The following is a 25,531-nucleotide window of genomic DNA, read 5'->3' on the forward strand; positions in this document are numbered from 1 at the left end:
GGCGCGGCGGCGCGGCGCTACCGGCCCTTGCGGGTGGCGGCGAAGTGGGCGCGGAGGGCTTCGCCCACCTCGGCGAGGGTCTGGAGCTGCTGCGGGGTCAGGGTGTCGATCAGGTGGCGGCGGACCGATTCGACGTGGAGCGGGGCGGCGTTCCTGATCGCGGCGATCCCGGTGTCGGTGAGGACCACCTCGGCGCCCCGGCCGTCGGTGGCGACTTCCTCGCGGCGGACGATGCCGCGCTGTTCCATGCGGGTGAGCTGGTGGGACAGCCGGCTGCGCGACCAGCGCATCAGCTCGGCCAGTGCGCTGATGCGCATGCGGTGGCCGTCCGTCTCGCCGAGCACGGAGAGCACGTCGTAGTCGGCTTCGGAGAGCCCGCTGTCCTGGCTGAGGTCCCGTGCGATCTCGGCGTTGACCAGCGGGAACATCCGCCGCCAGGCGTACCAGGCGTCCTGCTCGGCCTCGGTGAGCCAGCGGGGCTCGGATGCGGGGGTCATGTCTTCCACTTTAGTCAGGTCGGTGACACATCATCTACCTGGTTGACACGTCACGCACATAACGCTTTCATTAGGTGACACGTCAACAACCACATGGACCGGGAGAGCCCACCCATGACCCGCCTGCACGTCATCTCCGCCGCCACCCGCCCCACCTCCTCAGGCCGCCCGCTCGCGCGGTGGGTCACCGGGCAGGCGGTCGCACACGGCGGCTTCGACGTCACCCCCGTCGACCTCGCCGAGATCGCGCTGCCCTTCCTGGACGAGCCGGAGTACGCCTCCACCGGGAACTACGCCCACCAGCACACCCGCGACTGGAGCGCGCTGGTCGACTCCGCCGACGCCTTCCTCTTCGTGATGCCGATGTACAACAGCGGCTTCACCGCGCCCTTCAAGAACGCCATCGACTTCCTCTACAACGAGTGGAAGGGCAAGCCGGTCGGCATCGTCAGCTACAGCGCCGGCCCCACCGGCGGCGCTCCCGCTGCCGAGATGCTGCTGCCCGTCCTGACCCGCCTCGGCATGCTGCCCGCCGAGCACTCCGTCGCCGTCCCGGGCATCCCGAAGCTCATCGGCGCCGACGGCTTCGAGGCCCCGGAGACCCTGGCGGGCGAGCTGGCCGCCGTACTGGCCGACCTGGCCGAGCTGGCGGCGAAGCGCGCCGCCGAGCTGGAGGCGGCTGCCGTCACCGCCTGACCCGGATCCCGACCGGCCCGTCGCAGGCGGGGGCGCGACTGACGGCCGGTCAGCACGGTCCGGGGGTGCTTTGCGACCCCGGCCGATCATCTGGTCGACTCGCCCGTCACGGAGCCCGTCGGGCTGCTCCTGCACCTCACCGGCCGTACAGGTGTTCCAACCTGTCGGGGCGCGCCCTTGCGGGGCGTTGGACAATGGACGGTGGCCAGGAAGGTTTTCTCACGCGCAGCAGGAGGACAGGGATGGCAGAGCCCGAGCGGACCGAGCGGCGGCCGCGGCCGGCGCCGCTGCTCTTCGAGCCCTCGGAGGCCGTGGCGGATCCGGAGCACTTCTTCGACCTGGAGTCGATCGAGGACCCGCGGGAGCTGCTGTCGCGTGCGACCGAACTGACCCTGGCGTTCCGGGCCGCACAGGAGCGGGCGGTGGAGTTCCAGGCCCTGGCCGCGGCCCAGCTGGCGGACCCTCGGCGGTTCGACCGGCTCACCCCCGCGGCCATCGCCGAACAGGCCGACTGGACCGAGGACTACACCCGCAAGATGATCGAATTCGGCGAGACCCTCCAGTACGGCCGCGCCGACCTCACATAGGCGGCAGGCCGGACCGGGCCGGGTCCGGCGCGGCGCGTCATATGCGGGGGGCACCATACTCCAGGCAGGGCGCTCCTGTCCGGGTTTCGGTGACTCTTGGAGTTCGACCCGCTACGGCGGGTAGACCTTGGCATATGACGACGCTGACGACGGCCCACGGATGCACCGCCCTCCATGCCCGCGGCGAGCGCACACGCACCGCGCCCGCCACACACGTCACACCGCAGGGCGCCGCCTGGCTCGCCTCCGCCTCCGCGCACCCCCGCCGCACCCTCGCACTGTGGGAGGCCCGCCCGGGCCTCCCGGCGACCCTGCCCTGCGGGAGCGCCTTCGACGTCGTCAACGTCCCGCTCGTGCTCGGGCGCCGGGTGCTGGACCTGCTGTGGGCCGAGGGCCCCGGCTCCGGCCCGGTCGCCGTGCACCGGGGCCGGATGCTGCTCTTCGCCGCCCCCGGCACCGCGCACCGGCTGCCCGCGCTGCTGGCGTGGGAGGAGTGGGGGGCCTCCCGGCCCGCCCCGGCCCCCCTGTGCCACGGCCTCGGTGACGCCGTCACCGTCCCTCCGCTCGCCGCCGGCCCGGGTCCGTCGCGGTGGCTGGTGGCCCCCGACGCCCGGGAGCCCTGGCTGCCGGGCCCCGAGGCGCTGCTGTGGGCCTTCGTACGGGCGGCCCGCGCCGCCGCACGGACGGGACCTGGGGATATCGATTTTTCGTTCCGCGGATCCTCCTGCTAATGTCTTCCTCGTCAGCAAGCGCCGCTAGCTCAGTTGGTTAGAGCAGCTGACTCTTAATCAGCGGGTCCGGGGTTCGAGTCCCTGGCGGCGCACAGACGGAGGAAGGCCCCCCACGCGAGTGGGGGGCCTTCTTCGTGCCGCCGCGGTACGGTGCGGCGTCAGGCCGTCACGTCGTGATCTTCACCGTGTACGCGCCGGACCGGGTGCGGTCGGCCACCTCGACGGTGATCCGCTCTCCCGGCACCGTGTACGTCTCGCCCACCTGCAGCGGCGCGTCCGCCAGCGGCGGGTACACCGACCGGTCCCAGCAGGCCTCCGTCTCCGGGTGGGCGTCCAGTACCTCGATGGGGCCGCCGCCCGAGGCCGCCTCGTTGCGTACCCGGTAGACGAGGACCCCTTCGGTGCAGGTGTCGCCGTCGTTGCCGGACGAGCCCCGCGCCTCGACGGCGATCGCGCTGCCGGGCCCCGTACGGACGACGGCGAGCCGGGTGCCGCCGGTACCGCCGCGCGGCGGGGCCTGCCCCAGCGGCTGCAGGGTGTGCAGGGAGGAGCCCGACTGCACACAGTCGACCTGGGAGGGGTCCAGCCAGCCCAGCTTCCACTTGTGCCAGGCGAAGAGGTCGGGGGACATGCCGAACTGGCTGCCCATGACGTCCCAGTCCCCGACGTAGGTGTCCCAGTCGCCCTTGCCGTCGGTGGGCCGGTGGTAGAGGTCCGGCAGGTCGAAGACGTGTCCGGTCTCGTGGGCCAGCACGTTGCGGTCCGGCGGGTGGCGCTCGAAGACGGTGACGATCCGGCGCAGTTCCGTGCCGTCGGCGACGATGGGGCGGTCGAAGTTGACGACCTTCGTGGCGTCGGAGTCCACTCCGGGCGCGTCCGGGTCGGCGACGAAGTAGACGATGTCGTACTTGCCGAAGTCCACGTCGGCGTCGGCCGCTGCGACCGCGTCGCGCAGGTAGGCGGCGCGGTCGCCGGGGGCCCAGTCGCGCCTTATCCCGTACGCGGTGGACGGCCTGGGCATCTGGACCCACCGCTTCTGCGGGTGCGGGGCCAGGCGGAACCGTCCGTACGAGGCCCGCTCGAAGAAGTCGCTGGTGGCGGGGAAGTAGTCGCGGGTGAGCAGCTCGGGGGTGACCGTGCTGTGGTGGTCGGGGAAGGAGAGGAAGACCATGACCGCGTCGAGGGTGCGTTCGGGCTTGGGGTAGGCGCCGTTCCAGGTGTCCAGGCCCAGGGAGTGATGGGCCCCGGTGCGGGTCAGCGCACAGGGTCCCGCGCCGGAATCGGCCACCGCGGGACCCGCGACGAGCGACATGGCGGCGAGCGCCGTGAGGGAAGTGAGTGCCGCGGCGGTACTTCGGACGCGAGAGCGGTCCACTCCCCCGGGTGTCTGCTGTCGCGTCACATCGACCTCCGGTGGTTGATTCGTACCTGTTTAGCCACCTTGAGGCGATTGTCTTACTAATGCCCAGTTCCAGTGCCCCGCACGAGTGAGTGGTACGGCAAGCCGGTGACCCCCGAACTTCACGCGGGTACCTACAGAACGTCACGTCCGATCACCCGGGATCAGCGGAAGCCCCCTCCCGCTCATTGCCGCGCAGAAACGATCACGCGATCTTGGTCCGACGATCCGTCATCACGCCGAACCCCGCCGTCTCAACCGGTGACGCCGCTGGATAGGGCCTCCCGGCAGCCTCTATGATCGGCACACTTTCCTGCACGGACACTCACGAACACTGCGGGGCCAACGGTGAGCGGAACCTCAGAAGGAACCGGTTCGGCGGCCGACAGCATCCGATCGGCCATTACGGAGCGTCACCCGTCAGTGCCGGCAGTGCCGTCGGCATCCCAGCGTGCCGATTCCGATCTGCGCGACTACCGGGCCGCTTTCAACGCGGCCCACCTCGCCATGGCCGTCGTGGACCGCGAGGGCTACGTCGTCACCGCCAACCAGGCCTTCGCCGGCCTGCTCGGCAGCGAGCCGCACGCGCTCGTCCACCGCTGCGCCGCCGATCTGGTGGACCTGGCCGCGGAGGCCCGCACCTGGGCCGCCTACCAGGAGGTCCTGCGCGGCCGGCAGGCCCGGCTGCGCTGCACCCGCCGGCTCAAGCACCCCGACGGGCACTCGCTGTGGACCGAGGTCACGCTGGGGCCCGTACCGGGCACCGGGAACGTCCTGCTGTCCGTCTCCGACATCAGCGACCGGCGCGACCTCCAGGCCCGGCTGCGCCACCTCCAGATGCACGACCCGGTCACCCGGCTGCCCAACCGGGCCCTGTTCTTCGAACGGCTCTCCGCCGCCCTGGAGGCCTCCTCCTACGAGCACGGCGGCGGCACCGGCCGGATCGGCCTGTGCTACCTGGACCTGGACGGCTTCAAGGCCGTCAACGACACCCTCGGACACCGCGTCGGCGACCGGCTGCTGACGGCCGTCGCCGCCCGGCTGACCCAGTGCGCCGACCAGTCCGGCTACGGGCGCACGGGCGGCCACCTCGTCGCGCGGCTCGGCGGCGACGAGTTCGCCCTGCTCGTGGAGGACTCCACCGGCACCGAGCAGCTCGCGGACCTGGCGCGCAGCGTACTGGCCGCCGTACAGGAGCCGTTCGACCTGGCCGGGCAGCGGCTGTCGGTGTCCGCGTCCATCGGCGTGGTGGAGCGGGCCACGGACGGCACCTCGGCGACCGGCCTGATGCAGGCCGCCGACACGACCCTGTACTGGGCGAAGGCCGACGGCAAGGCCCGCTGGACCCTCTTCGACCCGGAGCGCAACGCGCACCGCATGACCCGGCAGGCGCTGTCCTCGACGCTGCGGCCGGCCGTGGAGCGGGGCGAGTTCGCGCTGGAGTACCAGCCGCTGGTGGACCTGGAGAGCGGCGCGCTGCGCGGGGTCGAGGCCCTGGTGCGGTGGAGGCACCCGCAGTTCGGCACGCTGACGCCGAATCGGTTCATCGGCATCGCCGAGGAGGACGGCTCCATCGTCCAGCTGGGGCAGTGGGTGCTGCGCACCGCGTGCCGGCAGGCGCGGCGCTGGCAGATCGAACAGCCCAGCGACACCCCGGTCTTCGTGTCCGTGAACGTCGCCGTACGGCAGGTGTGGGACTCAGACCTGGTGGGCGATGTCGCGGAGATCCTCGCGGAGACGGGTCTGGCGCCGCAGCTGCTCCAGCTGGAGCTGACCGAGTCGGCGGTGATGGGATCGGCCGGGCGCCCGTTGCAGGCCTTGCAGGCGCTGAGCGACATGGGCGTGCGGATCGCCATCGACGACTTCGGCACCGGCTACTCGAACCTGGCCTACCTGAGCCGGCTGCCGGTCTCGGTGCTGAAGCTGGACGGCTCCTTCGTCCGGGGCTTCCGCTACGACGACGGTACGCACCCGAACCCGGCCGACGAGACCATCGTCGAGGCCCTGGTCCAGCTCGCGCACCGGCTGGGCCTCACGGTGACCGCGGAATGCGTGGAGACCGCCGGCCAGGCGGCCCGGCTGCGGCGCGTCGGCTGCGACACGGGCCAGGGCTGGCTGTACTCCCGTGCGGTGGCCCCGGACGTGATCGCCCGCATGATCGGCCGCCGCGTGGAGGCGGCGGCCGCCCCCCTGCCCGACGGACCCGCCCCGCGTCCGCTGGTCTGACCGGCGCGACGCCGGGAGGCCGGACCGCTCGGGGCGGTCCGGCCTTCGCCGTGCGGGTGGTGCGGTACGCGGTGGTGCGGTACGGGTCAGCCGTTGACGGTCTTGTCGTAGCGCAGGGCGACGTAGCCGGAGGCGGCGTGGCCGGCGATGCGGCCGTCGGAGCCGCCGTTGAGGTAGTCCTGGCCGCGCATCATGTCGTCGTTGGGGTTGGACTCGTGGATGTACGAGAACTTCCCGGCGCCCTTGTCGATCCACTTCTCGAAGAGCACCACGTGCCCGTCCGAGGTGTTCAGCGCGTCGCCGGGCTGGAGGTCGGACTTGGAGATGGTGGTGCTGACGCTCGGCAGGCTGGCGGTGGTGTAGCTGGTGGAGGCGTGCCAGGCCATGGAGACGAAGCCCGAGCAGTCGGTGCGGTAGGTGTGGCCGCCGTCCGGGTCGGAGGCGTAGGCGCTCTGGCTGTAGGGGATGTCGCGGTTCAGCCAGTTCACGGCACGGCTCATGATCTCGCTGCGGGCGATCTGGCCGCCCTTGGTGGACGGGGTGGGGGTGGGCGGGGCGGGCGGCTGGTAGGTGCAGTCGCCGGCGAAGGCGGAGAGCAGGGACTGGGTCCAGCCGCTCGCGTCGACCGGGTCGGCGGGGTGGTAGGCGATGTCGTCGCCCTTGCCGTCGGTGGGGTCGGCGTCGTGGTACCAGTACATCCCGCCGTTCGTCCGGCCGTAGTAGAGGCCGCCGCCGGGCGAGACCAGGCTGTCGACGGCCGACCAGCCGCTGCTCTTGAGCTGCGAGCTCTCCCAGTCCCCGACGCCGTTGATCTGGTACGAGAGCAGCCTGCCGTCCGCCGTGCTGGCGAGGAGGACGTCGTCGCCGACGGCGGCGAGGGTCTTGAGGACGAAGCCCTCGTCGATGACGACGTGCTTGGCGATGTGGGCGGGCCCGCTGGGCTTGGCCTGGGAGACGTTGTAGCGGTGGAGCTGGCCGGCGACGGTGCCGTAGAGGTGGCCGGCGCCGTCGTAGGTCATCTTGTCGAAGGTCCAGCCGCTGTCCCAGATCTTCGTGACACCGGCCAGGGCGAGGGCGTTGTCGTTGGTCTGGATGTCGACGCGGTACAGCTCGCCGGCCGTCGACGTCACCAGGACGGTGTTGAAGTTGAGGGTGGCCATCGCCTTGGGCGTGAAGCCGAGGTTCGCGCCGATCAGCGTCTTGACGCGGTCTCCGGTGTTGGGGGCTATCGCCGTGTAGGTGAGGCGGCCGTCGGGGAGGGTGCCGTAGACGGACACGTTGCCGCCGCAGATGGCGGCGGCCTGGGCCGGGGCGGAGGTGACGGTGACCAGGCCGAGGGTGGTGGCGCCGACGGCGAGGGTGGCGGCGAGGCGGCGCTTGAGGGACGACGAGAGCATGGGTGTCTCCGGATTCGGGCAGCCCGGACGTACGCGCGTCGAGCTGTGGGAGGGAAGCGGAAGCGGAAGCGGAAGGGTTGCGGCTCAGTACCAGTTGTTGTTCAGGAAGTGGTTCCAGGCCGCGCAGGGCGTGCCGTACCGGCCGTCGATGTAGGACAGGCCCCACTTGATCTGCGTGACGGGGTTGGTGCGCCAGTCGTCGCCGAAGGCGTCCATCTTGGAGCCGGGCAGGGCCTGCGGGATGCCGTAGGCGGTGGAGCTGGGGTTGTCGGCCCAGTAGCGCCAGCCGCTCTCCTTGTCCCAGAGTTGTTCCAGGCAGTTCCACTGGGTGGAGTTGTTCCAGGCGCCGCCGTCGTGCTTGTTCATCAGGTCGCGTCCGGCCGCCTTCACCGCGGGGATGTCCCGGCCGTCGAGCGGGTCGGCGGTGGTGGTGCAGCTGAAGGTGCCCGGCTGCGCGGACAGCAACTGCTGTGTCCAGCCGCCCGTGTTGACGGGGTCGTCGTTGTGGTAGGCGATGTCGGCGCCGGAGCCGTCGGCCGGGTTGGCGTCCTTGTACCAGTACATGGCGCCGGTGGCCGCGATCCGGCCGTAGTAGAGGCCGCCGCCGGGCGAGACGACCTGGTCGAAGGCGGACCAGCCCGAGGCCTTGAGGTCGTCGCGGTCCCAGCCGCCGGCGCTGTCGATCTTGTACGAGTACAGGGCGCCGGCCGTGGTGGTCGCGAGCAGCCGGTCGTCCCCGACGGCGGTGAGGGTCTTCAGGACGAAGCCGCTGCCGATCTCCCTGCGTTGCCCGATGTGGGCGGAGCCGGTCGGCTTCGGCTGCGAGACCAGGTACTGGATCAGCACTCCCCCGGCCGTGCCGTAGAGGTGGCCGTGTCCGTCGTAGGTGAGCTTGTCGTGGGTCCAGCCGCTGTCGAAGAGCTTGACGGGCGGGCGTTCCAGGACGAGCGAGGTGTTGTTGGTGAGCACGTCGACGCGGTAGAGCGCACCGGCCGTCGACGTGACGAGGATGGTGTTGAAGTTCAGGGTGGCCATCGCCTTGGGCTCGAAGCCCAGGTCGGCCCCGACGAGGACCTTCTTCAGCTCGCCGGTGGCGGGTGTGATGGTGCTGAAGGTGAGGCGGCCGTCGGGCAGCACGCCGTAGAGGGAGGCGGTGCCGCTGCACGTGGTCGCGGCCTGCGCGACGGGGGCGGCCGCGACGGTCGCGGCGGTGAGGAGTCCGGCTCCGAGGGCGCCGGACAGGGCGGCGACCGCGGTCTTGCGGGCAGCCCGGCGGAGGGTGGTGGTCACGGTGTTCCTTCGTGAGGGTGTCAGCGACGGGGTTCGGCGGTGCGGTAGCCGTGGGCGCGCAGGGGGGCGCGGGCACCGGAGAGGAGGGCGTTGGCCTGGTCCAGGGCGGCGGCTTCCGAGGCGGCACGCAGGAAGAGGTAGAGGTCGACGCCGTGGTCGGCGGCCTTGGCCCGTACGTGTTCCAGTCCGTGTGCGGCCTCGGCGTGGGCCCAGATCAGGTCGGAGAGGAGCGCGAGCACGCCGTGGCGGTCGGGGTCCTGGCGGGGCCCGGAGAGGGCGGCCCGGACGATGCGCACGTCGGCTAGTCCCAGTTGATGCTGGGGTCGGCGTCCGCCGGGGGCGTGTCCCAGTTGATGCTCGCCGCGCTGATGCGGCTGTCTTCGGCAGGGGCGGGCGCCGAGGTGGTGGTGACGGCGGCGGCGCAGAGGGCGGCGAAGGCGGCGGCGACAGCGGCGAGGCGGGCGGTGCGGGACATGGCTTTCCCCCGAGGTCGAGAGCTGGGTGGCGGTCCGTTCGGTGCGGTGTGCTGCTGCGCGCTGTCCCGGGCCGTCCTTGAGGCTCTGGCCTGAGCCGGGGACTCTCGTCCCCGCCGTCCCGGTGATCACCATGTTGCTGCCCGTGCCACGTGTGCAGAAGGGTTTCTGCCTGGCACCAAGAGGCCTGGCACCTTGGTGCCAGACTTCGCCTACGATCACGGTGGCGGCGGTCCGACAGGGCGGCCGAAGTAGCGCTGGGGGGCGTGGACTTGCTGCAGGCACTGGGGCTCGGGGCCGACGTGGAAGCCGTGTACCGGGGGATGCTCGCCGACCCTTCCGGAGGGGTTGCCGAGCTGGCCGCCCGCCTCGGCCTCACCGAGACGCGGGTCCGCGACGGCCTGGACCGGCTGGTCGACCTGGACCTGCTCAGACCCTCCCGGGACTGCCCGGGCGCCCTGCGGGCGGTCAGACCGGAACTGGGCCTGGAGCTGCTGCTGCGCCGCCAGGAGGAGGAACTGGCCCGGCAGCAGGAGGAGCTGGCACGCAGCAAGGCCGCGGCTGCGCAGGTCGTCTCCGAGTTCGCCGAGCTCCGCCCGAACACCGAGGTCGACGGCGCGGAACGGCTCGTGGGGATGGACGCCATCCAGAGCCGGCTCGAACAGCTCGCCCACGGCCTGGAGTGCGAGTGCCTGGCGATCCTGCCGGGCGGCGCCCTGTCCGAGGCCAGCTTGGAGTCCTCCCGCCCGCTCGACGAGCGGGCACTGGCTCGGGGCATCGAGATGCGCTCCGTTTACCAGGACAGTGCCCGCAACGACCCCACGACGCTGGCCTACGCGCGTTGGCTCACCGAGCAGGGCGGTCAGGTACGCACGAGCCCGCTGCTGCCGCCCCGCCTGTTGGTCTTCGACCGCACGGTGGCGGTCGTCCCGATCGACCCGGCGCACTCCCGTCTGGGCGCGCTGTGCACCAGCGCACCGGGGATCGTGGCCTCCCTGGTCACCCTGTTCGAGCAGACGTGGCAGGCGGCCGTACCGCTGGGCGCGGACCGCGCCCGTACGGACGACACCCGGCCCAGCGCGGCCGAACTGGAACTGCTGAAACTGCTGGCCTCCGGCATGACCGACGAGGCCGCAGGCAAGCGGCTCGGGGTGTCGCTGCGTACCGTCAGGCGGCAGATGTCCGCGCTGATGGAACGCCTCCACGCCACGAGCCGCTTCGAGGCGGGCCTCAAGGCGGCCCAGCAGGGCTGGCTCTGACGGCTTGAGTCGTCAGATGCTGCGGACGAAGGCGGCGAAGGCCTCCGGCCCGACGGTGAAGGTGGGCCCGTCGGGATTCTTGGAGTCCCGCACGGCGACCCGACAGGGCTGAGCGGCCACCTCGACGCAGTCGCCGCCATTGGTGCTGCTGTACGAAGCCTTGCGCCAGGCGGCGCCGCCGAGGGGTGCGCACTCGACGCACTCGCCGCCGGTCCCGCCGCTGTAGCTGGACTTACGCCAGCGCACGCCCGTCAACTTGGTGTGGGTCCCCATACCGTTCCTCCCGTACGCGAGCGATCAGCGCCGCAGATTCCTCAACGGAGAGCGCCGCGGCCTGTAGATGATCGTAGCGATGCGCGCAGTCCCTTGCCGTCTCGGGATTTGCCTTCACGTGGGCCGAACCGTAGCTCTCGGCATAGACGACATCCGGATCACCATCGAACCGTAGGACGGTGAACGCGCCTACAGTGGCAGGGTGTTGTCCCGCGCTGAACGGGAGAATCTGAATCCGCACCTCGCGGCGGTCCTGAAACTCCAGCAACCGGTCCAGCTGCCCGCGCATGATCTCGTGGCTGCCGAAGGGGCGGTGCAGTACCGCCTCATCCAGCACCACCCACACAAATGGTGGGCGTTCCCTGCCCAGGATGCGCTGACGCTCCAGCCTTGCGGCCACCGCCTCATCGAGGTTCTGACCCCACCCCGCATGGAGCACCGCCCTGGCGTATGCCTCTGTCTGCAGGAGCCCGTACACCAGCTGCGGTTGGAACGAGGAGATGTTCGTGGCCCGGACCTCCAGCTCGGCGAACGCCTGGAACCACGTCGGCAGCTGGCTCCGCAGAACGAGCCCCACCAGGCGGGAAAACACCCCGCCCGTCCCGAGGGCGGCGTCCAGCCGCTCCGAGAAGTCCCTGGTCGGGACCCGGCGGCCGTTTTCCACCATGCCGATCAGGGAGCCGGTGCAGAAGATGATCGCGCCCAGTTCCGCCTGTTTGAGGCCCGCCTCTTCCCTCAGCCGGCGCAGCTCGTAGCTGTAGTAGTCCAGCGGCGAGGCGCTGGGATCGATGTCGCGGGCCAGGACCATGAGAACGGCACCCCCAAGCGGGAAAACGGGCTTGTGGCCGAGCGTAGCGACAGCGCTACGTTCCGGTGTCCGGAAACCGGCAACCATGTGACACACCTCCGCCCCGCCCCTGGGAGAGGGGACGGGGCGGAGGCGTCGCTCGGCGCGGGGTGGGGGGAGATCAGCAGGCGCCGAGGTCCTTCCAGACACCCCATTCACCGGTGGTGCCCGGCGTCTCGTTCTGGGTCCACCACTGGGCCTTGTACTTGCGGCCGTTGTGGGAGACCTCGTTGCCCGAGGTGTAGACCGTGCCCGCGACGTAGGCCGGGGTCGAGCCGCAGCCGGTCGGGGGCTGGGTGGTCGGCGGGGTCGTCGTCGGCGGGGTCGTGGTCGGCGGCGTGGTGGGAGGCGTGGTCGGCGGGACCGTGGTGCCGCCCAGGGCGTCGGAGATCTGGCCCAGCAGCGTGGCGTTGTTGTCCAGGCCGAGCAGGGAGTACATCATCGCGCCGGCCAGGCCGCGCTGCTTGCCGTAGTCCACGCGGGCCTGGATGGACTTCTGGTTCAGGCCGGTGAAGAACTCGCCGTCCTTGTAGAAGTACGAGGACTTCGACTGGTCGTCCCAGAAGGTGGTCGACGGGTTGTCGACGATGCCGCCGAGCTCCTTGTAGTGCGCGATGCCCGCCTGCTGGCTGAGCGGTCGCGCGCCGGAGCCGCCGGTCGCGGTCTGGGCGAGACCGTTGGTGGTGCCGGCCGGGACGCCCTTCCAGCCACGGTAGTAGAACTCGTAGCCCAGGGTCAGCTTGCCGGCGGGGAAGCCGCCGGCGATGCCGTAGGCCGGGTTGCCGTCGATCCAGGAGTCGATGGCGTTGTCGATGCTGTACTTCTCGGTGCCCGGCGCGATCGGGTCGGTCGGGTCGGCGGCGGACGGGTACAGCGGGGACTGGTGGTACGTGGGCCCGTCGCCGTCCCAGGCGCCGTGCATGTCGTACGTCATGATGTTGGCGTAGTCCAAGTACTGGCCGATCTTGTCGGTCTCGATGTACTTGATCTTGTCCTGGCCGGCCGGGAGGGCCGCGGTCAGCATGTACTTCTTGCCGCCGTTGGCCGCGCCCTCGGCGTCGAGCTGCTTGCGGAACTCCTGGAGCAGCAGGGTGAAGTTCTGCTTGTCCTCGGGGCCGTAGTGGTTGCCGAGGTGGCCGCCGGCGGAGCCGGGGTACTCCCAGTCGATGTCGATGCCGTCGAAGATGCCGGCCGCGGTGCCGGGGCCGCCGAAGCCGCCCTCCACCGGGAGGTCGCCCTTGATGTACTGCTTGATGCAGGAGGCGACGAACTTCTTGCGGGAGGCGTCGGTCTTGGCCGCGTCGTGGAAGTACTTGGAGTAGGTCCAGCCGCCCAGCGAGATGTTGATCTTCAGGTGTGGGTACTTGGCCTTCAGTTCCTTGAACTGGTTGAAGACGCCCACGATCGGCTGGTTCCACGTGTCGGCGACGCCGTCCACGCTGTCGGCCGCGCCGAAGGTCTTCTGGTAGTCGGCGAAGGAGTCACCCGCGCCGTCACCGGCGTTGGGGTTGTTGTCGTCGCCGGCCGCCTTGTTGGCCTCGAAACAGGTGAGCTCGGTGGGGTGGATGTTGCCGAACGAGTAGTTCAGCACGTCGAGCTTGCCCGCTATGCCCCGCGTGTCGAGGTGCTTGGGGTAGAAGGCGTTCCCGTACACGCTCCACTGGTCGTAGTAGGCGATACGGACGCCGCCCGCCGCCGCTCCGGTCGCGGTGTCGGCGGCCTGGGCCGTGCCGAGGCCGGCGAAGGAGGCGAGCGCTCCGGCTGCCAGCGCGGCGGTCGCCGCGGCCGCGACGAGGGGTTTACGGATGTGCATGAACTGCCTCCGGGGGGCTGGGAGGGGAGAGCGGGAGTTCGGGTGAGAGAAGTGATAGCGATCACCGCCACACGCCGTCAATGGTTCGGACCAAAGAAGGACTAGACCACTCTCGCGCCATTCCCCCTAGTCAGAGACCTGATCAAACATCAGAAACCGCTCGCCACCCCGGGTGACGAGCGGTTTAAGGTTCCCTTGAGACACGCTCTCGCAAGGTTTTGGCAATGAACCAGCCAAACCCCGTTCTCACGGCTTCAGTTGGCCGCGGACACCTCCGCGGGCATGCCGTACGCATCTGCGACGAGTCCGTACGAACGCAGCCGGGCCGCCCCGCTGTGGGCGTTGGCGGTCAGCATCAGCTCGTTCGCGCCGGTGCGCTTGGCGAGGTCGTCGAGCCCGTCGGCGACCGCGTCGGGGGTGCCGTGGACGATGTTGGCGAGCCAGCCGTCCACGAACTCCCGCTCCAGCGCGGTGTACGGATACGCCGCCGCCTCCTCGGGCGTGGGCACCAGCCCCGGACGCCCCGTGCGCAGCCGCAGCATCGACAGCGCCCCCGTGGCCACCTGGGCGCGGGCCTCCTCGTCGGTTTCGGCGGCGAGCGCCGAGACGCCGATGACGGCGTAGGGGGCGTCCAGGACGGCGGAGGGCCGGAAGCTGCGGCGGTAGAGGTCGAGCGCGGGCAGGGTCCCGGCCGCGGAGAAGTGGTGGGCGTAGGCGAAGGGCAGGCCGAGCTCGCCGGCGAGCTGCGCGCTGAAGCCGGAGGAGCCGAGCAGCCACAGCGGCGGCCGCCCGGCCGGGCCCTGCACCGGGCCCGGGACGGCGTGCACGCGGGCGTACGGGTGTCCGTCGGGGAAGTCGTCGTCGAGGAAGCGGGTGAGCTCCGCGAGCCGGCGCGGGAACTCGTCCGCGCCCTCTTCGAGGCGTCCGGGCCCGCGCAGCGCGGCGGCGGTGCGGCCGTCGGTGCCGGGGGCACGGCCGAGCCCGAGGTCGATCCGGCCCGGGGCCAGCGCCTCCAGGGTGCCGAACTGCTCGGCTACGGCGAGCGGGGCGTGGTTGGGCAGCATCACGCCGCCGGAGCCGAGCCGGATGCGGGAGGTGTGTGCGGCGAGGTGGGCCAGGATCACGGCCGGGGACGAGCTGGCGACGCCGGGCATGGAGTGGTGCTCGGCGACCCAGTGGCGGTGGTAGCCGCGGGACTCGGCGAGGCGGGCGATGGCCACGCTGGTGCGCAGGGAGTCGTGCGCGGTGCTGCCGGCGCCGACGGTGACGAGGTCCAGGACGGAGAGCGGTACGGGGGCGCGGCCGAGGGCGGCGCCCCGGATGCCGCTGCGGTTCTCCGGCGCGGGGGCGCTCGGCGCCTCGCGCCGTACCTCGTCCCGTCCCTCGTTCGGTGCACCCGCCGACACGCCGTTCGACACGCCGTTCGTATCCCCGGTGTCACTCATCGTCGCTCCCGTCCCCTTGTCCACGTCCGCACGAGGCCGTGCGACACCGTACGAAGAACTCGAACCGTGAGCGGCCGCCGGGCATTCCCGGCCCGACGATGCAGTGCGCGTGACCATGGCATATGCCAATGGCGTAGATCCAGGCAGACGGATGTGATCGAGCCATCAATCTCCTCAACAGGCGCTCCACATGGGCCTCTTGATGGCTATCGTGGTAGGGCAAGCGGTAACAACCTGCTAGGGGGAAACCGTGGCGCTGAAGCCCGAGCCGACCGCGCCGTTCCACTCGGTGCAGTACGCACTGCGCGTACTCGAAACGATCGCGCGTCACACCGGTGGTGTGACCGACGCGCAGATCGCGCGTGAGACCGGCCTGCCCGCAGTCCATCTCGCCCCGATGCTGCTCATGCTGCGCCGGGAGGGGTACGTCCTGCAGGTGGCGGACGGCGCGTACGCCATAGGGGATTCCCTCGTCCTGCTCGGGTCCGGCACCGACCGCCAGCAAGCTCTGACCGACAAGCTCCAGGAGACCCTCGACAGGCTGCGCGACTCGGTCGGCGCGGCCGTCTACATCAGCCGGTACGTGGACGGCGAGGTCAAGATCACGCAGTTCGCGGACAGCCCGCGCACCCCGAAGGTCCACGAGTGGGTCGACTTCCGGTCGGCCGCGCACGCGAGCGCGGTCGGGAAGTGCCTGCTGACGCAGCTCGACCTGAACGGGCGGCGCGACCACCTGTCCCGGCACAAGATCGCCCGACTGACGTCGAAGACGATCGTGAACGAGCGGATCCTCTTCTCGAAGCTGGACTCCCAGCCGGCCACCGTACCGATGCTGGACCTGCAGGAGTACGCCGTGGGCACGGTCTGCGCGGCCGTCCCGATCACGGCGGGCGCCTCGGTCGGCTGCCTGGCCCTGCCGATGCCGGTCGAGCACGCGCACCGGCTGCGGGCGGCGGCGGACACCCTGAACCGGAAGGCCGCGCCGCTGCTGCTGTCGCTCACGCTCTAGGGTCTGTATCGAGTTGCCCCGTGGAGCAAGGAGCGGCGTTCTGTGCGTGCCCTCGGCGTGCGGGACGAATGTCCTCGTAGCGGAGCTACCAGGGCATTCGGCTCGTGCGCCGAGGGTGCGTGCCGGGCGTCGCGACGCCGCGGGGCAACTCGATACAGGCCCTAGGGGGCGGAGTAGGCGGGCGGGGCTCCAGAGCCCTCAGGCCGGAAAACACTTCGGGCGGTTCCCGGTGAACCGGAAACCGCCCGAAGGACAGGTGCGCCGCCAGGGACTCGAACCCCGGACCCGCTGATTAAGAGTCAGCTGCTCTAACCAACTGAGCTAGCGGCGCCTGCTGACAGAGAAAATACTACCCGGTCCTCGGGGGTGCTCCAAACCATTACCTGCGGGGTGCGTGTGGGCCCTGCGGAGCCCGGTGTTTCCCGGGGCTCCGCCCCGGACCCCGCGCCTCAAACGCCGGCGAGGTTGGATCCGGGCGCCGCAGCCTCACTGGGGCAGGAGGCCGAGGCGGCCATGGGCCTCGTAGCGGGCCAGAAGGGCGGACAGGGCCGGCGGGGTCAGGGGGGCGTAGCCCCCGGCGGGGGATCGGTGCCAGACGGGGTCCGCGCAGCGGAAGGCGGTGCGGCGCAGGGCCACGCGGTGGATCTTGTTCGTCGCGGTGACCGGCATCTCGGGGACGATGCGGACGTAGCGCGGGGGCATCTTCGTGCCCAGGTCCGGCTGGCGGGAGAGGAAGGCCTCGAAGGCCTCCGGGGAGAAGGACGTGCCCTCGCGGAGCGAGAGGGCCGCCATCACCTGGTCTCCGGCCGCTTCGTCCGGGACTCCGTAGACGGCGACCGCGGTCGCGTCCGGCCAGCGGGCGAGGATGTTCTCGATCACCGCCGCGGCGAGGTTCTCGCTGTCGACGCGGAGCCGGTCGTCGGTGCGGCCCGCGAAGTAGAGGAAGCCGGCGGGGTCGCGGTAGAAGAGGTCGCCCGTCCAGTACCAGCCGTCCCGGGTGCGTTCGGCTTCCGCGTCCGGGTTGCGCCAGTAGCCCTCGAAGAGGCTGCGGCCCCGGTTGACGAGCTCGCCGATCGCGGTGGAGCCGTTGAGCAGGCGGCCGCTCCCGTCCAGGACGGCCGGCGGGCATTCTTCGCCCGTCTCCGGATCGATCACCGCCAGGTCGTCGCCAGCGCCCGCCCGGCCCAGGGCGCCCGGCGGGGTGTCCGGGGTGCGCTGGACGGAGGCGCCGCCCTCGGTGGCGCCGTAGCCCTCGATCAGGCGGACGCCGAAGCGTTCGGCGAAGCGGGCGGCGTCCACGGCCCCGGCCTCGGTGCCGAAGCCGAGCCGGAGGCGGTGGTCGCGGTCGTCGGGGCGGGGCTCGGTGGCCAGGAGGTACTGGATCGCCCGGCCGACGTAGGTGAAGTACGTCGCGCCGTAGGCCTGCACGTCGTCCAGGAACGCCGAGGCGGAGAAGCGGCGGCGCAGTGCGACCGCGGCGCCGGCGGCGAGTGCGGGGAGCCAGTCGGCGATGACGGCGTTGCCGTGGAAGAGCGGCATGCAGACGTAGTGGACGTCGTCCGCGCCGACGGAGAACCGGCGCGCCAGTGAGGCGCCGGCGGCCGCGAGCCGGCCCTGGCTGCAGACGGCGGCCTTGGGGGCGCCGGTGGAGCCGGAGGTGAAGTAGAGGAGGAGGCGGGAGCCGGGGATGGGGGTACGCAGGGCGGCCTCGCCGGGTTTGGCGGCGGCGTAGGGCGCGAGGAGGGCCGCGTACTCCTCGGTGCCGGTGACCAGGACGCGTACGCCGGGCAGGTCGAGGCCGCGGAGCAGCGGCAGGTGGGCGGGCTCGGTGATCAGGAGGCGGCAGTCGGTGTGCAGGATGTCGCGGGCCAGTTCGGGGCCGCGCCGGGTGGGGTTGATCCCGGCGACGGCGGCCCCGGCGAGGGCCGCCGCGCCGAGCCAGAACGGGAACTCGGGGGTGTTGTCGAGCAGGACCCCGAGGTGTGGTTCCGCGCCGGCGGGCATGAGGTCGACGAGGAGCGCGGCGCGGGCGGCGGCCTCCTGGGCGGTCCGGTGGTGGGTGAGGGCGCGGCGTTCGCCGTCCTCGTACACCAGCCCGGGCCGGTGGTCGCCCCACTGGCGCACCATGAGCTCCGCGACGGTTTCGGGTGCTGTCGTCGTCGTCCGCATGCCGCCGGAGGGTAGCTGACGACTCGTCAGAACTGAACGTCGGAGCAGGCGTAGAAGGCCATCGGGGTGTCGTTGACGGTCCAGACGGCCAGGATCAGGTGCCGGCCGCTCTTGCCGCTGGGCATGGAGCCCTGGTGGACGGTGGTCATGGCGGGGCGGGCGCCGTTGTAGGCGACGGTGAGGAAGGGCTGGGGTTCGAGGTCGGCGCGGGTGAGGGCTTTGGTGCCGGTCCAGCCGTCCTTGGTGACGTAGTACTTGAAGTCGGTGGTGGAGTGGTTGGCGGTGAACTGCCACCTGAAGCCGTAGCTCTGGCCGCTGGTCACCTTGGTGGTGGGCCAGGCGCCGCCGCGCGGGTTGTCGAGCTCGGCGAACTGCGGGAGTCCGCCGGAACATATCCTGCCGTCGGCGGGGCCGGCGGCCGGGAAGCCCTTGAAGCCCTCGACGCTCTGCGGCTCCCACTGGATCGCGCCGCAGTCGGAGACGGTCCTGTTGGCACAGAGCTTCTGGCGGCTGATGGGGGTGTCGGTGTAGCCGTGGCCGCTGGCGCTGGGAGCGCCGACGAGGGTGATGCCGGCGACGAGTCCGAGGCCGAGCGCGGCGACGCCGGCCCTCCTGGACGCTCCGGATGTCGCGGGGATTCTGGGCATGCGAAGGGGGCGGCGGAGGGGACGCATGATGCTCCTTGAACGTGGGGGGAGTTCGGCGAGCGCGCGCATGGGGATTCTTCAGGTCTAGACCAAGTCCCAGATTATTGACGAGAGTTGGCCATGTCCATACCAATGAGGAAACGGGTGGTCCGGTCACTTCCGGCCACCCGTTCCCTCTGGCTGAGCGATGCGCGCTGTGTGTCTACTCGGTACGCCCGGTGCAGAAGGCGACCGTGAGGTCCTTCACGAGGGCCTTGCGCTCGTAGTCGTCGAGCTCGACGAGCCCGCGCGAGGTCAGCCGGTGGACGGTGTCGTCGACGGCGTCCACCACCGAGGTCAGTACGGCGTCGCGGTGCTTGGCGTCGATCGCGGCGACCCGCCGGCGGCGCATGGCCTCGGCGACCTCGGGCGCGTACTCGATCCGGGTCGGCTGGGCCGAGTACACCTCGATGCCGACCGCCTCGGTCTCGGCCGCCAGCATCCGGGTCAGCGCGTCGCCGACGGCCTCGGCGTCACGCAGGGTCGGGGCGTCGTCGTGGAAGGCGTCCGCCGGGAGCTGGGACAGTACCCGGGCCATGGCCGACTCCACCTGCTCGGCGAGGTACGCGGTGTGGTCCGCGACGGCGAGGGTGGCCCGGGCGGTGTCCTTGACCTGCCAGACGACCTGGACGACGACCTGGAGGGCGAGGCCGTCGGAGTCGACGGCGGGCATCGGGTCGCTGCGCCAGTGGCGCAGGCGTACGTCGACCCGGCGGCGCAGCAGCAGGGGGCTGACCCAGGTCAGGCCGGTACGGCGGACCGTGCCGCGGTAGCGGCCGAAGAGGGTGAGCACCCAGGCGTGGCCGGTACGGGCCCGGCCGAGGCCGCCGAGCGCGACGAGGGCGACGACGCCGAGGAAGGCGAGCGGCGGCCAGTGGACGGCGTGCAGTCCCCGGTAGGCGCGGGGGGCCGCGCCGAAGGCGGCGACGAGGGGGGCGGGGACGATCCCCGCCCGCCAGAGCACGGCCGTGCAGCCGGCGAGGGCCAGGCCGCCGACGGCGACGCCGACCCAGCCGGGCAGCACCGGGCCGCGGTGCTCCCGGAGGCGGTCGTCGCCTTGGGGGACCCGGCGGCCGGGCGCGGGCCGGGCGGGCCTGTACGTGCGGGCGGGCGCCGGGCGGGCCGTGGCGGTGGCGGCGGCCGCCGAGTCGGCCGCGTCGGCACGGAAGGGGAGGTGCACCGGTACCTCGGTGACGGAGGTGCCGCGGTGCGGGGCGGCGGCCTTCGCCAGGTCCGGGGCGCCGGCCTCCTCCATGCCGCGGGCCACCGCCTGGGCGACGATCTCGGCCACACCGGGCCCGGGCACGCCCGAGTTCGCCGCGTCGGCGGGGTTCCGCGGCCGCGGGGTGGCGGGCGGGATGTCGACGGCCTCGGCTCCGGCCTCCGCCTGGGCGTGCACCGGCTCAGGCTCGACCTGCCCCCGCGCGGCGGGCACCACCCCGCCTGCGGCGCGCTCGTGCTCGGGCTCGGGCTCGTCCTCGGTCCCGTTCTGCCCCCGCGCAGCAGTCACGACCTCACCCTCCGCTCCCGCCGACCCCGCATCCACCGACACACCGACCGCCCGGCCCGGAGCACCGACACCGACCGCCGAAGGAAGCCCCAGCCCGACCTCCGTCTCCCCCGCCCGGCCCGAAGCCTGCGCCCCGTGCGGTTCGGATGCGGCCCCCGACCGTTCCCGCTCCACCGGCGCGGAGCGCGGCGCAGCCGCCGTCCGGTCCCGTTCCACCGGCTCGGGATGGTGCGGCGCAGCCGCCGCCGGGCGGCAGCCCGCCCCGGCCTGCCGGTCCGCCGACCGGCGTGGAGCCTGCACACCGTGCAGTTCAGGTGGGTACCCCGACCGGTCCCGCTCCCCCGGCACGGGGTGCGGCACGGCCGCCACGGACCGGCGCGGAGCATCCGTACCGGCCTTCACCGGCCCGTCGGCCGTGCCCGCCGCCGAGCAGGAGCCCGCCGCGACCTGCGGCCGCACCGTCTGCGCACCGCGCGGTTCAGGTGCGTACCCCGACCGGTCCCGCTCCCCCGGCACGGGGTGCGGCGCAGCCACCCCCGGGCGGAAGCCCTCCCCGGCCTGCGGCTTGGCCGCCCGGGACGGAGCGTCGGTACCGGCCGTCACGGGGCCGTCGACCGTGCCCGTCGCCGAACGGCTGGCCGTCGTGGCCAACGGTTGCGCCGCATGCGGCACGGGGTGCGGCGCGGCCGCCGTCGGACGGAGGCCCGCCCCGGCATGCGGCGACGCCGGTCCGGACGAAGCATGGGTACCGAGCGGCGTGGGGGCGGCCCCCGACGCAGAGGGCACCGGCCCTGCGGGCGCGGCGAGCACGGCCGGCACCCCCGGCGAGGCGGCGGCGCCCCCGTCCGTTGCGCGCGGTGCGGTCGGCGGCTGCGCCACGCGAGGCGACAACTCACCGCTCGGTGCCGGGACGGCGTACGCGGTGGAGGCCTGGCCGGACGGCGCCGGGACCCTCGCCGGGGCGGTGGGGCGGGCGGGCCCGGTCGGGGTCTCCGCCGCGCCGGGCGACGGCTTCGGCTGCCGCTTCGGCGGTGCCGAAAGGGGGGCGGCCGTCGCCCAGCCGAAGGTGGTGGGGGCTGTCGCGGCGGCGGCCGGGACGTGGAGGGTGCCCGTCGTCGAGGTGGTGCGCGTGGGGAACATCGTTACCTCCGTCATGCGAACAGCCGGCGCCAGGTTTCCGGGCCCGGGTAGCCGTTGGCCGCGGCGCCGCGCCAGCCCTGCGCGCGCTGGAAGGCCTCGACGTTGCGGCGGTCCGTCTCGCCCCAGCGGGCGCCCGGGCCGGACGTGTAGTACTTGCCGAAGCCCTTCTTCACCAGCTGCCGGCCGAGGGCCTCGACGGCAGGGTGGGACCGGCCCGGGCGGAACACCGCGGCCCCCGGGTAGGCCCGTACGCCGCCCGGTCCGGGCGCTGCGCCCACCGTCGGCGGGATGTTCCTGCCCTGCTTCTCGACGAGCAGGCGCCAGGTGTGCGCGCCCGGGACGCCGTCGGCGTCGGCGCCCGTCCAGCCCTGCGCGCGCTGGAAGGCCTGGGTGGCACGCTGGTCGTGGTCGCTCCACGTCCGGTCGGCCACCCCCTTGGGGTAGAAGCGGTACGCGCCGCGCTCGATCAGCATCCGGCCCAGCTGCGCCACGTGGTCGTTGGTGGCTCCCGCGGCGAACTTGTCCGCTCCGGGGAAGGTCCTGGCCGGGTCGCCCGGCTTCGGTCCGGCCGCCGGCGGTTCGGGGACGGGCGCGGGGGCAGGGACGGCGCCCGGGACCTGCGGGACGATGCCGCCCGTCACGCCGTTGAACCGGTACGGGACGTACTTCGACGCGTTGGCCCAGTACCCGTAGGGCGTGGCCAGCTTCCGCGTCGTGGGCCGCGTCTGCTCGTAGGCGACGTAGTGCGTGCGCGTCTGGTCCACCCAGCCGCCGAAGAGGACCACGTGGGAGCCGTTGTTGGGGTTCGCCGGGTTGTGGAAGAGCAGCATGTCCCCCGGCAGCAGCTCGTCCTTGGTGATCTTGGTGGCGAACTTGTCGAGGCTGCCGGTCCACTCGTTCGAGCCGAGGTTCCAGGCCATGGAGACGTAGCCGGAGCAGTCCTGCCGGTAGCCGTCCGTCCAGTACTCGGACATGCTGTACGGGACCTGCGCGTCCAGCCACAGCTTCGCCCGGTTGATGATCGTCGTACGGTCGATGCGCTTCACGGCGCCCGGCCGGCCCGGGGCTCCGGGGTTCCCCGGCTTGCCCTTCGGGCCGTGCAGGGGGGTGCGGCCGCCCTGCGGGCTGCCGGGGTCGTCGAGGGTCACCGGCCCGGCGGCCGGTGCGCTCAGGGCGACCGCCGTGCCGCCGCCACCGCCGAGGACCACGCCGGCGGCGGTGGCGAGGACCAGCGCCCGCCGTGCCCCGCGCGCGGCGGGATGCCCCCCGTCCCGGAGCGGTATGGCGCGGGCCCGGGCGAGGGCACGGCGGCGCTGGGCGCATCCCCGGCACACGCAGTCGCCCTCGGGCTCGTACTCCTCGAAAGCGGGCATCGGCATCTGCACATGCGTCGGGGGCTGCATCGTCATGCGGTTCCGTCCACTCCCCTGCGGTTCCAGTGGTCGGCCGAGCCCACACCTGATAAGGGATCAGATGCGGTCGGCGCAGACATATCGTGCACGATAAAACCCTCAAACATGGGTTAATCGGACAAGGCGGGCGTGGCTGGTCACGAGCACCCGCAGGGGTGGGGTAGAGTTTTCCCTGTCAGCAAGCGCCGCTAGCTCAGTTGGTTAGAGCAGCTGACTCTTAATCAGCGGGTCCGGGGTTCGAGTCCCTGGCGGCGCACAGACGGAGGAAGCCCCTCACAGCGAAAGCTGTGAGGGGCTTCTTCGTTCAGCTCCCGTACCCGCGACCGGCCCGGTCCTCAGGCCGCCGTCCCCGCGCGGACTCCCACGCCGGTCAGGTAGGCGGAGACCACCACGTTCGCCGTGTACTCCTTGGCCGCCTTGTCGTAGGTGCCGCCGCAGGTCACCAGGCGCAGCTCCGCGCGCCCCGCGACCCTCGGGCCGTATGCCTTGTGCGCGTCGAAGGCCGTGCGTTCGTAGACCCGTACGTCCTCGATCGTGAACTCGGCGACGGAACCGTCCGCCCGCACCACGCGGACCTTGTCACCCGCCTGCGCCGAGCTGAGGCCGTAGAAGACCGCCGGCTTGGACCGTGTGTCCACGTGCCCCACCATCAGCGCCGTCCCCGCCGCCCCCGGCTGCACGCCCTGGCCCCACCAGCCCACCGTGCCCGGGCTGTCGTACGGCGGCGGATCGATCGCGCCGTCCTTGTCCAGGCCCCGGGACACCACCGGGGCCTGGATGCCTATGGACGGCACGTCGACGCGCTGCGGCAGGGACCCGGCGACGGGAGCGTGCGCGGCAGGCAGCCCCGCGCCCACCGCCCCGCCGGCCTGCCCGGAGAGCGGGGCCGGCACCAGGGTGAGCTCACGGCCCCACAGCCACAGGCCCAGCACCAGGACCGACCAGGCCGCGAAGGTCAGCAGCCGGCCCCCGGCGGATCCCCTGGCCTTGGCCTCGTCCGCCCCCGCCCCCGTCCCCGCCCACGCTTCCGCCCCCGTACGCCAGTCGCTCACGTGACGCCCGTACCCCTCACTCGCCGCTGCGACGGCGGCGCAGGGTCAGCGCGCGGCCGGCGACGGCCAGGGTGGCCACAGCGGCGAGCACGGCGCCGATCACCGTGTGCGGCGTTCCCGGGCCGTCGTGCCCCTGTTCCTTCTTCGCCGCGGTGACCAGGCCGGGAGCCTGCGCCGGGCGGTCCGCCATGCCGCCGCCGCCCGCGTGGACCGGCCAGATCGGCGAGGCGTGGTGGGAGGGGTGCCGGTGCGCGGAAACCTGGACCGAGCCGGTGAACTTCTCGTCGCCGTCGCAGTACACCCGTACGGCGTGCCAGCCGGGGGAGGCGTGCGAGCTGATCATCGCGTCGCCGTAGAGCGGGCTGTGGCGCCCGCCGTCCCGGCCGTAGAGGTCGGCGTCGGCCACGAAAACGGCGGACTTGGCCGCTCCGCGGTTGCCGTTGCATCCCTGGACACGCAGCTTGACCTGCGCTCCGGGGTGGGCCGGGCTCGGGTCGACGGCGATGCTGCCGCGGTCTCCGCGGGCTCCGCGGTCCTCCTCGCCCGCGAGGGCGGTGGGTGCGGCCACCGCGGAGAACGCCGCCAGGGCGGCGGCCACGGCGGCGGTGCGGACAGCGATCGGAACACTGCGCATGGTGAACCTCCTCGACAAGGAGATTCACGCGCGCTGTGCCGCTCCGCATCCGGAGCGGCGCCGTACGTGTCAGCCGTACGCCCCAAACGCGCTACGCCCGTACGGCCGTACGGCCCGGGGTGCGAGGGGTGCCGGGGCTGCCGGGTCAGACCAGGTCGACCAGATCGGCGATCGAGGCGACCGTCTTCGTCGGGCGGTAGGGGAACCTCTCGGTGTCCTGCTCGGTGGTCAGGCCCGTCAGGACGAGGAAGGTCTGCATGCCCGCCTCCAGGCCCGCCAGCACGTCGGTGTCCATCCGGTCGCCGATCATCGCACTGGTCTCCGAGTGCGCGCCGATGGCGTTGAGCCCGGTCCGCATCATGAGCGGGTTCGGCTTGCCCGCGAAGTACGGCTGCTTGCCGGTCGCCTTGGTGATCAGCGCGGCGACCGCGCCGGTGGCCGGGAGCGGGCCCTCGGTGGAGGGGCCGGTCTCGTCGGGGTTGGTGCAGATGAAGCGGGCGCCGTCGTTGATCAGGCGGACGGCCTTGGTCATGGCCTCGAAGCTGTACGTGCGGGTCTCGCCGAGCACCACGTAGTCGGGCTCGTGGTCGGTGAGGATGTAGCCGATGTCGTGCAGGGCGGTGGTCAGACCGGCTTCGCCGATGACGTACGCCGTGCCGCCCGGGCGCTGGTCGTCGAGGAACTTCGCCGTGGCCAGGGCGGAGGTCCAGATGTTCTCGACGGGGACGTCCAGGCCCATGCGGGACAGGCGGGCCTGGAGGTCGCGGGGGGTGTAGATGGAGTTGTTGGTCAGCACCAGGAAGGGCTTGCCGGACTCGCGCAGCCGCTTGATGAAGGCGTCGGCGCCGGGGATCGGAGTGCCCTCGTGGATGAGGACCCCGTCCATGTCGGTGAGCCACGATTCGATCGGCTTGCGCTCTGCCACTGGACTGCTCTCCGCTCTCGCTGACCCGCGACCTCGACTGCTGGTCTGTACCACCTGTCCC

The 25,531-nt window shown here is 72.2% G+C and carries 22 protein-coding genes, 3 tRNA genes and 1 pseudogene; 8 read left to right on the forward strand and 18 right to left on the reverse strand.

All coding sequences use genetic code 11. From position 1 onward, the window contains the following. Positions 1-17 precede the first annotated feature (17 nt). Complete coding sequence (locus BSL84_RS12110) at positions 18-497, reverse strand: MarR family winged helix-turn-helix transcriptional regulator (protein ID WP_030026401.1); 480 nt, start codon at positions 495-497, stop codon at positions 18-20. A 114-nt stretch (positions 498-611) separates the two neighbouring features. On the opposite strand from BSL84_RS12110, the gene BSL84_RS12115 reads away from it, so the two are divergent. The 4 genes and pseudogenes from BSL84_RS12115 (at position 612) to BSL84_RS12130 (ending at position 2,603) form a co-directional block, all read left to right on the forward strand. Beyond that, the gene (locus BSL84_RS12115; RefSeq protein WP_030026399.1) at positions 612-1,193 is read left to right on the forward strand and encodes an NADPH-dependent FMN reductase; all 582 of its coding nucleotides are present in this window, start codon (positions 612-614) and stop codon (positions 1,191-1,193) included. A gap of 242 nt (positions 1,194-1,435) precedes the next feature. After that, positions 1,436-1,780, forward strand: a complete 345-nt coding sequence (locus tag BSL84_RS12120; protein ID WP_030026398.1) for a hypothetical protein — start codon at positions 1,436-1,438, stop codon at positions 1,778-1,780. Between the two features lie 134 nt (positions 1,781-1,914). Continuing rightward, positions 1,915-2,539, forward strand: a pseudogene (locus BSL84_RS12125) (bifunctional DNA primase/polymerase). Further along, positions 2,530-2,603 (forward strand) — tRNA-Lys (locus BSL84_RS12130). Before BSL84_RS12125 ends, BSL84_RS12130 begins: the two are co-directional and overlap by 10 nt. 74 nt (positions 2,604-2,677) lie before the next feature. Here BSL84_RS12130 and BSL84_RS12135 read toward each other — a convergent pair. Beyond that, the gene (locus tag BSL84_RS12135) at positions 2,678-3,913 is read right to left on the reverse strand and encodes a M6 family metalloprotease domain-containing protein (protein WP_045324099.1); all 1,236 of its coding nucleotides are present in this window, start codon (positions 3,911-3,913) and stop codon (positions 2,678-2,680) included. Between the two features lie 345 nt (positions 3,914-4,258). On the opposite strand from BSL84_RS12135, the gene BSL84_RS12140 reads away from it, so the two are divergent. Then, positions 4,259-6,136: a putative bifunctional diguanylate cyclase/phosphodiesterase gene (locus tag BSL84_RS12140; RefSeq protein ID WP_045324098.1), complete on the forward strand. Its 1,878-nt coding sequence runs from the start codon at positions 4,259-4,261 to the stop codon at positions 6,134-6,136. 86 nt (positions 6,137-6,222) lie between these two features. Here BSL84_RS12140 and BSL84_RS12145 read toward each other — a convergent pair whose 3' ends face one another. The 4 genes from BSL84_RS12145 to BSL84_RS36040 all read right to left on the reverse strand — a co-directional run bounded on the left by BSL84_RS12145 (position 6,223) and on the right by BSL84_RS36040 (position 9,298). Continuing rightward, the gene (locus tag BSL84_RS12145; RefSeq protein ID WP_075970334.1) at positions 6,223-7,533 is read right to left on the reverse strand and encodes a hypothetical protein; all 1,311 of its coding nucleotides are present in this window, start codon (positions 7,531-7,533) and stop codon (positions 6,223-6,225) included. A gap of 84 nt (positions 7,534-7,617) precedes the next feature. After that, on the reverse strand, positions 7,618-8,823 hold the full coding sequence (locus BSL84_RS12150; protein ID WP_075970335.1) for a peptidase S1 and S6: 1,206 nt from the start codon (positions 8,821-8,823) through the stop codon (positions 7,618-7,620). Between the two features lie 20 nt (positions 8,824-8,843). Beyond that, entirely contained in the window at positions 8,844-9,119 is a 276-nt protein-coding gene (locus BSL84_RS12155) for a hypothetical protein (protein ID WP_030027856.1), read from the reverse strand. 5 nt (positions 9,120-9,124) lie between these two features. Further along, positions 9,125-9,298 carry a hypothetical protein gene (locus tag BSL84_RS36040; RefSeq protein ID WP_158880219.1) on the reverse strand — a complete coding sequence of 58 codons (174 nt, stop codon included), beginning with the start codon at positions 9,296-9,298 and terminating at the stop codon, positions 9,125-9,127. A 270-nt stretch (positions 9,299-9,568) separates the two neighbouring features. Here BSL84_RS36040 and BSL84_RS12160 point away from each other — a divergent pair, with 270 nt between their 5' ends. Continuing rightward, positions 9,569-10,555 (forward strand): LuxR C-terminal-related transcriptional regulator, encoded by a 987-nt coding sequence (locus BSL84_RS12160; RefSeq protein WP_075972058.1) that lies wholly within the window; start codon positions 9,569-9,571, stop codon positions 10,553-10,555. Between the two features lie 12 nt (positions 10,556-10,567). Here the strand turns inward: BSL84_RS12160 and BSL84_RS12165 are convergent, their stop codons facing one another. From BSL84_RS12165 to BSL84_RS12180, 4 genes are all read right to left on the reverse strand, one after another. Next, positions 10,568-10,828, reverse strand: a complete 261-nt coding sequence (locus BSL84_RS12165) for a DUF397 domain-containing protein (protein WP_075970336.1) — start codon at positions 10,826-10,828, stop codon at positions 10,568-10,570. Then, positions 10,788-11,636 (reverse strand): helix-turn-helix domain-containing protein, encoded by an 849-nt coding sequence (locus BSL84_RS12170; RefSeq protein ID WP_075972059.1) that lies wholly within the window; start codon positions 11,634-11,636, stop codon positions 10,788-10,790. Before BSL84_RS12170 ends, BSL84_RS12165 begins: the two co-directional genes overlap by 41 nt. Positions 11,637-11,796: 160 nt before the next feature. After that, positions 11,797-13,488, reverse strand: coding sequence for a glycosyl hydrolase family 18 protein (locus tag BSL84_RS12175; RefSeq protein ID WP_030027852.1), 1,692 nt, complete (start codon positions 13,486-13,488; stop codon positions 11,797-11,799). Between the two features lie 254 nt (positions 13,489-13,742). Next, positions 13,743-14,933, reverse strand: coding sequence for an LLM class flavin-dependent oxidoreductase (locus BSL84_RS12180; protein ID WP_079273171.1), 1,191 nt, complete (start codon positions 14,931-14,933; stop codon positions 13,743-13,745). 250 nt (positions 14,934-15,183) lie between these two features. Between BSL84_RS12180 and BSL84_RS12185 the strand changes: the two genes are divergently transcribed. Further along, on the forward strand, positions 15,184-15,942 hold the full coding sequence (locus tag BSL84_RS12185) for an IclR family transcriptional regulator (RefSeq protein WP_075970337.1): 759 nt from the start codon (positions 15,184-15,186) through the stop codon (positions 15,940-15,942). A gap of 257 nt (positions 15,943-16,199) precedes the next feature. On the opposite strand, the gene BSL84_RS12190 is transcribed toward BSL84_RS12185, so the two are convergent. The 5 genes from BSL84_RS12190 to BSL84_RS12210 form a co-directional block, all read right to left on the reverse strand. Continuing rightward, positions 16,200-16,273: transfer RNA gene (locus BSL84_RS12190), tRNA-Lys, on the reverse strand. 155 nt (positions 16,274-16,428) lie between these two features. Beyond that, positions 16,429-18,111, reverse strand: a complete 1,683-nt coding sequence (locus BSL84_RS12195) for an AMP-binding protein (protein ID WP_075970338.1) — start codon at positions 18,109-18,111, stop codon at positions 16,429-16,431. 26 nt (positions 18,112-18,137) lie between these two features. Continuing rightward, positions 18,138-18,758, reverse strand: coding sequence for a lytic polysaccharide monooxygenase auxiliary activity family 9 protein (locus BSL84_RS12200; RefSeq protein ID WP_030031302.1), 621 nt, complete (start codon positions 18,756-18,758; stop codon positions 18,138-18,140). Between the two features lie 202 nt (positions 18,759-18,960). After that, on the reverse strand, positions 18,961-20,307 hold the full coding sequence (locus tag BSL84_RS35435; protein WP_234363449.1) for an SPFH domain-containing protein: 1,347 nt from the start codon (positions 20,305-20,307) through the stop codon (positions 18,961-18,963). Positions 20,308-21,458: 1,151 nt separating this feature from the next. Continuing rightward, on the reverse strand, positions 21,459-22,826 hold the full coding sequence (locus tag BSL84_RS12210) for a peptidoglycan-binding protein (RefSeq protein ID WP_075972060.1): 1,368 nt from the start codon (positions 22,824-22,826) through the stop codon (positions 21,459-21,461). A 215-nt stretch (positions 22,827-23,041) separates the two neighbouring features. Between BSL84_RS12210 and BSL84_RS12215 the strand changes: the two genes are divergently transcribed. Continuing rightward, positions 23,042-23,115, forward strand: a tRNA-Lys gene (locus BSL84_RS12215). A gap of 79 nt (positions 23,116-23,194) precedes the next feature. Here the strand turns inward: BSL84_RS12215 and BSL84_RS12220 are convergent. The 3 genes from BSL84_RS12220 to BSL84_RS12230 all read right to left on the reverse strand — a co-directional run bounded on the left by BSL84_RS12220 (position 23,195) and on the right by BSL84_RS12230 (position 25,470). Then, positions 23,195-23,911 carry a class F sortase gene (locus BSL84_RS12220; RefSeq protein ID WP_045324188.1) on the reverse strand — a complete coding sequence of 239 codons (717 nt, stop codon included), beginning with the start codon at positions 23,909-23,911 and terminating at the stop codon, positions 23,195-23,197. Positions 23,912-23,927: 16 nt separating this feature from the next. Beyond that, the gene (locus BSL84_RS12225) at positions 23,928-24,545 is read right to left on the reverse strand and encodes a hypothetical protein (protein WP_075970339.1); all 618 of its coding nucleotides are present in this window, start codon (positions 24,543-24,545) and stop codon (positions 23,928-23,930) included. A 145-nt stretch (positions 24,546-24,690) separates the two neighbouring features. Continuing rightward, positions 24,691-25,470: an HAD-IIA family hydrolase gene (locus BSL84_RS12230; protein WP_030031404.1), complete on the reverse strand. Its 780-nt coding sequence runs from the start codon at positions 25,468-25,470 to the stop codon at positions 24,691-24,693. Positions 25,471-25,531 lie beyond the last annotated feature (61 nt).

The sequence above is a fragment of the Streptomyces sp. TN58 genome (genome assembly GCF_001941845.1).
GTDB lineage: Bacteria > Actinomycetota > Actinomycetes > Streptomycetales > Streptomycetaceae > Streptomyces.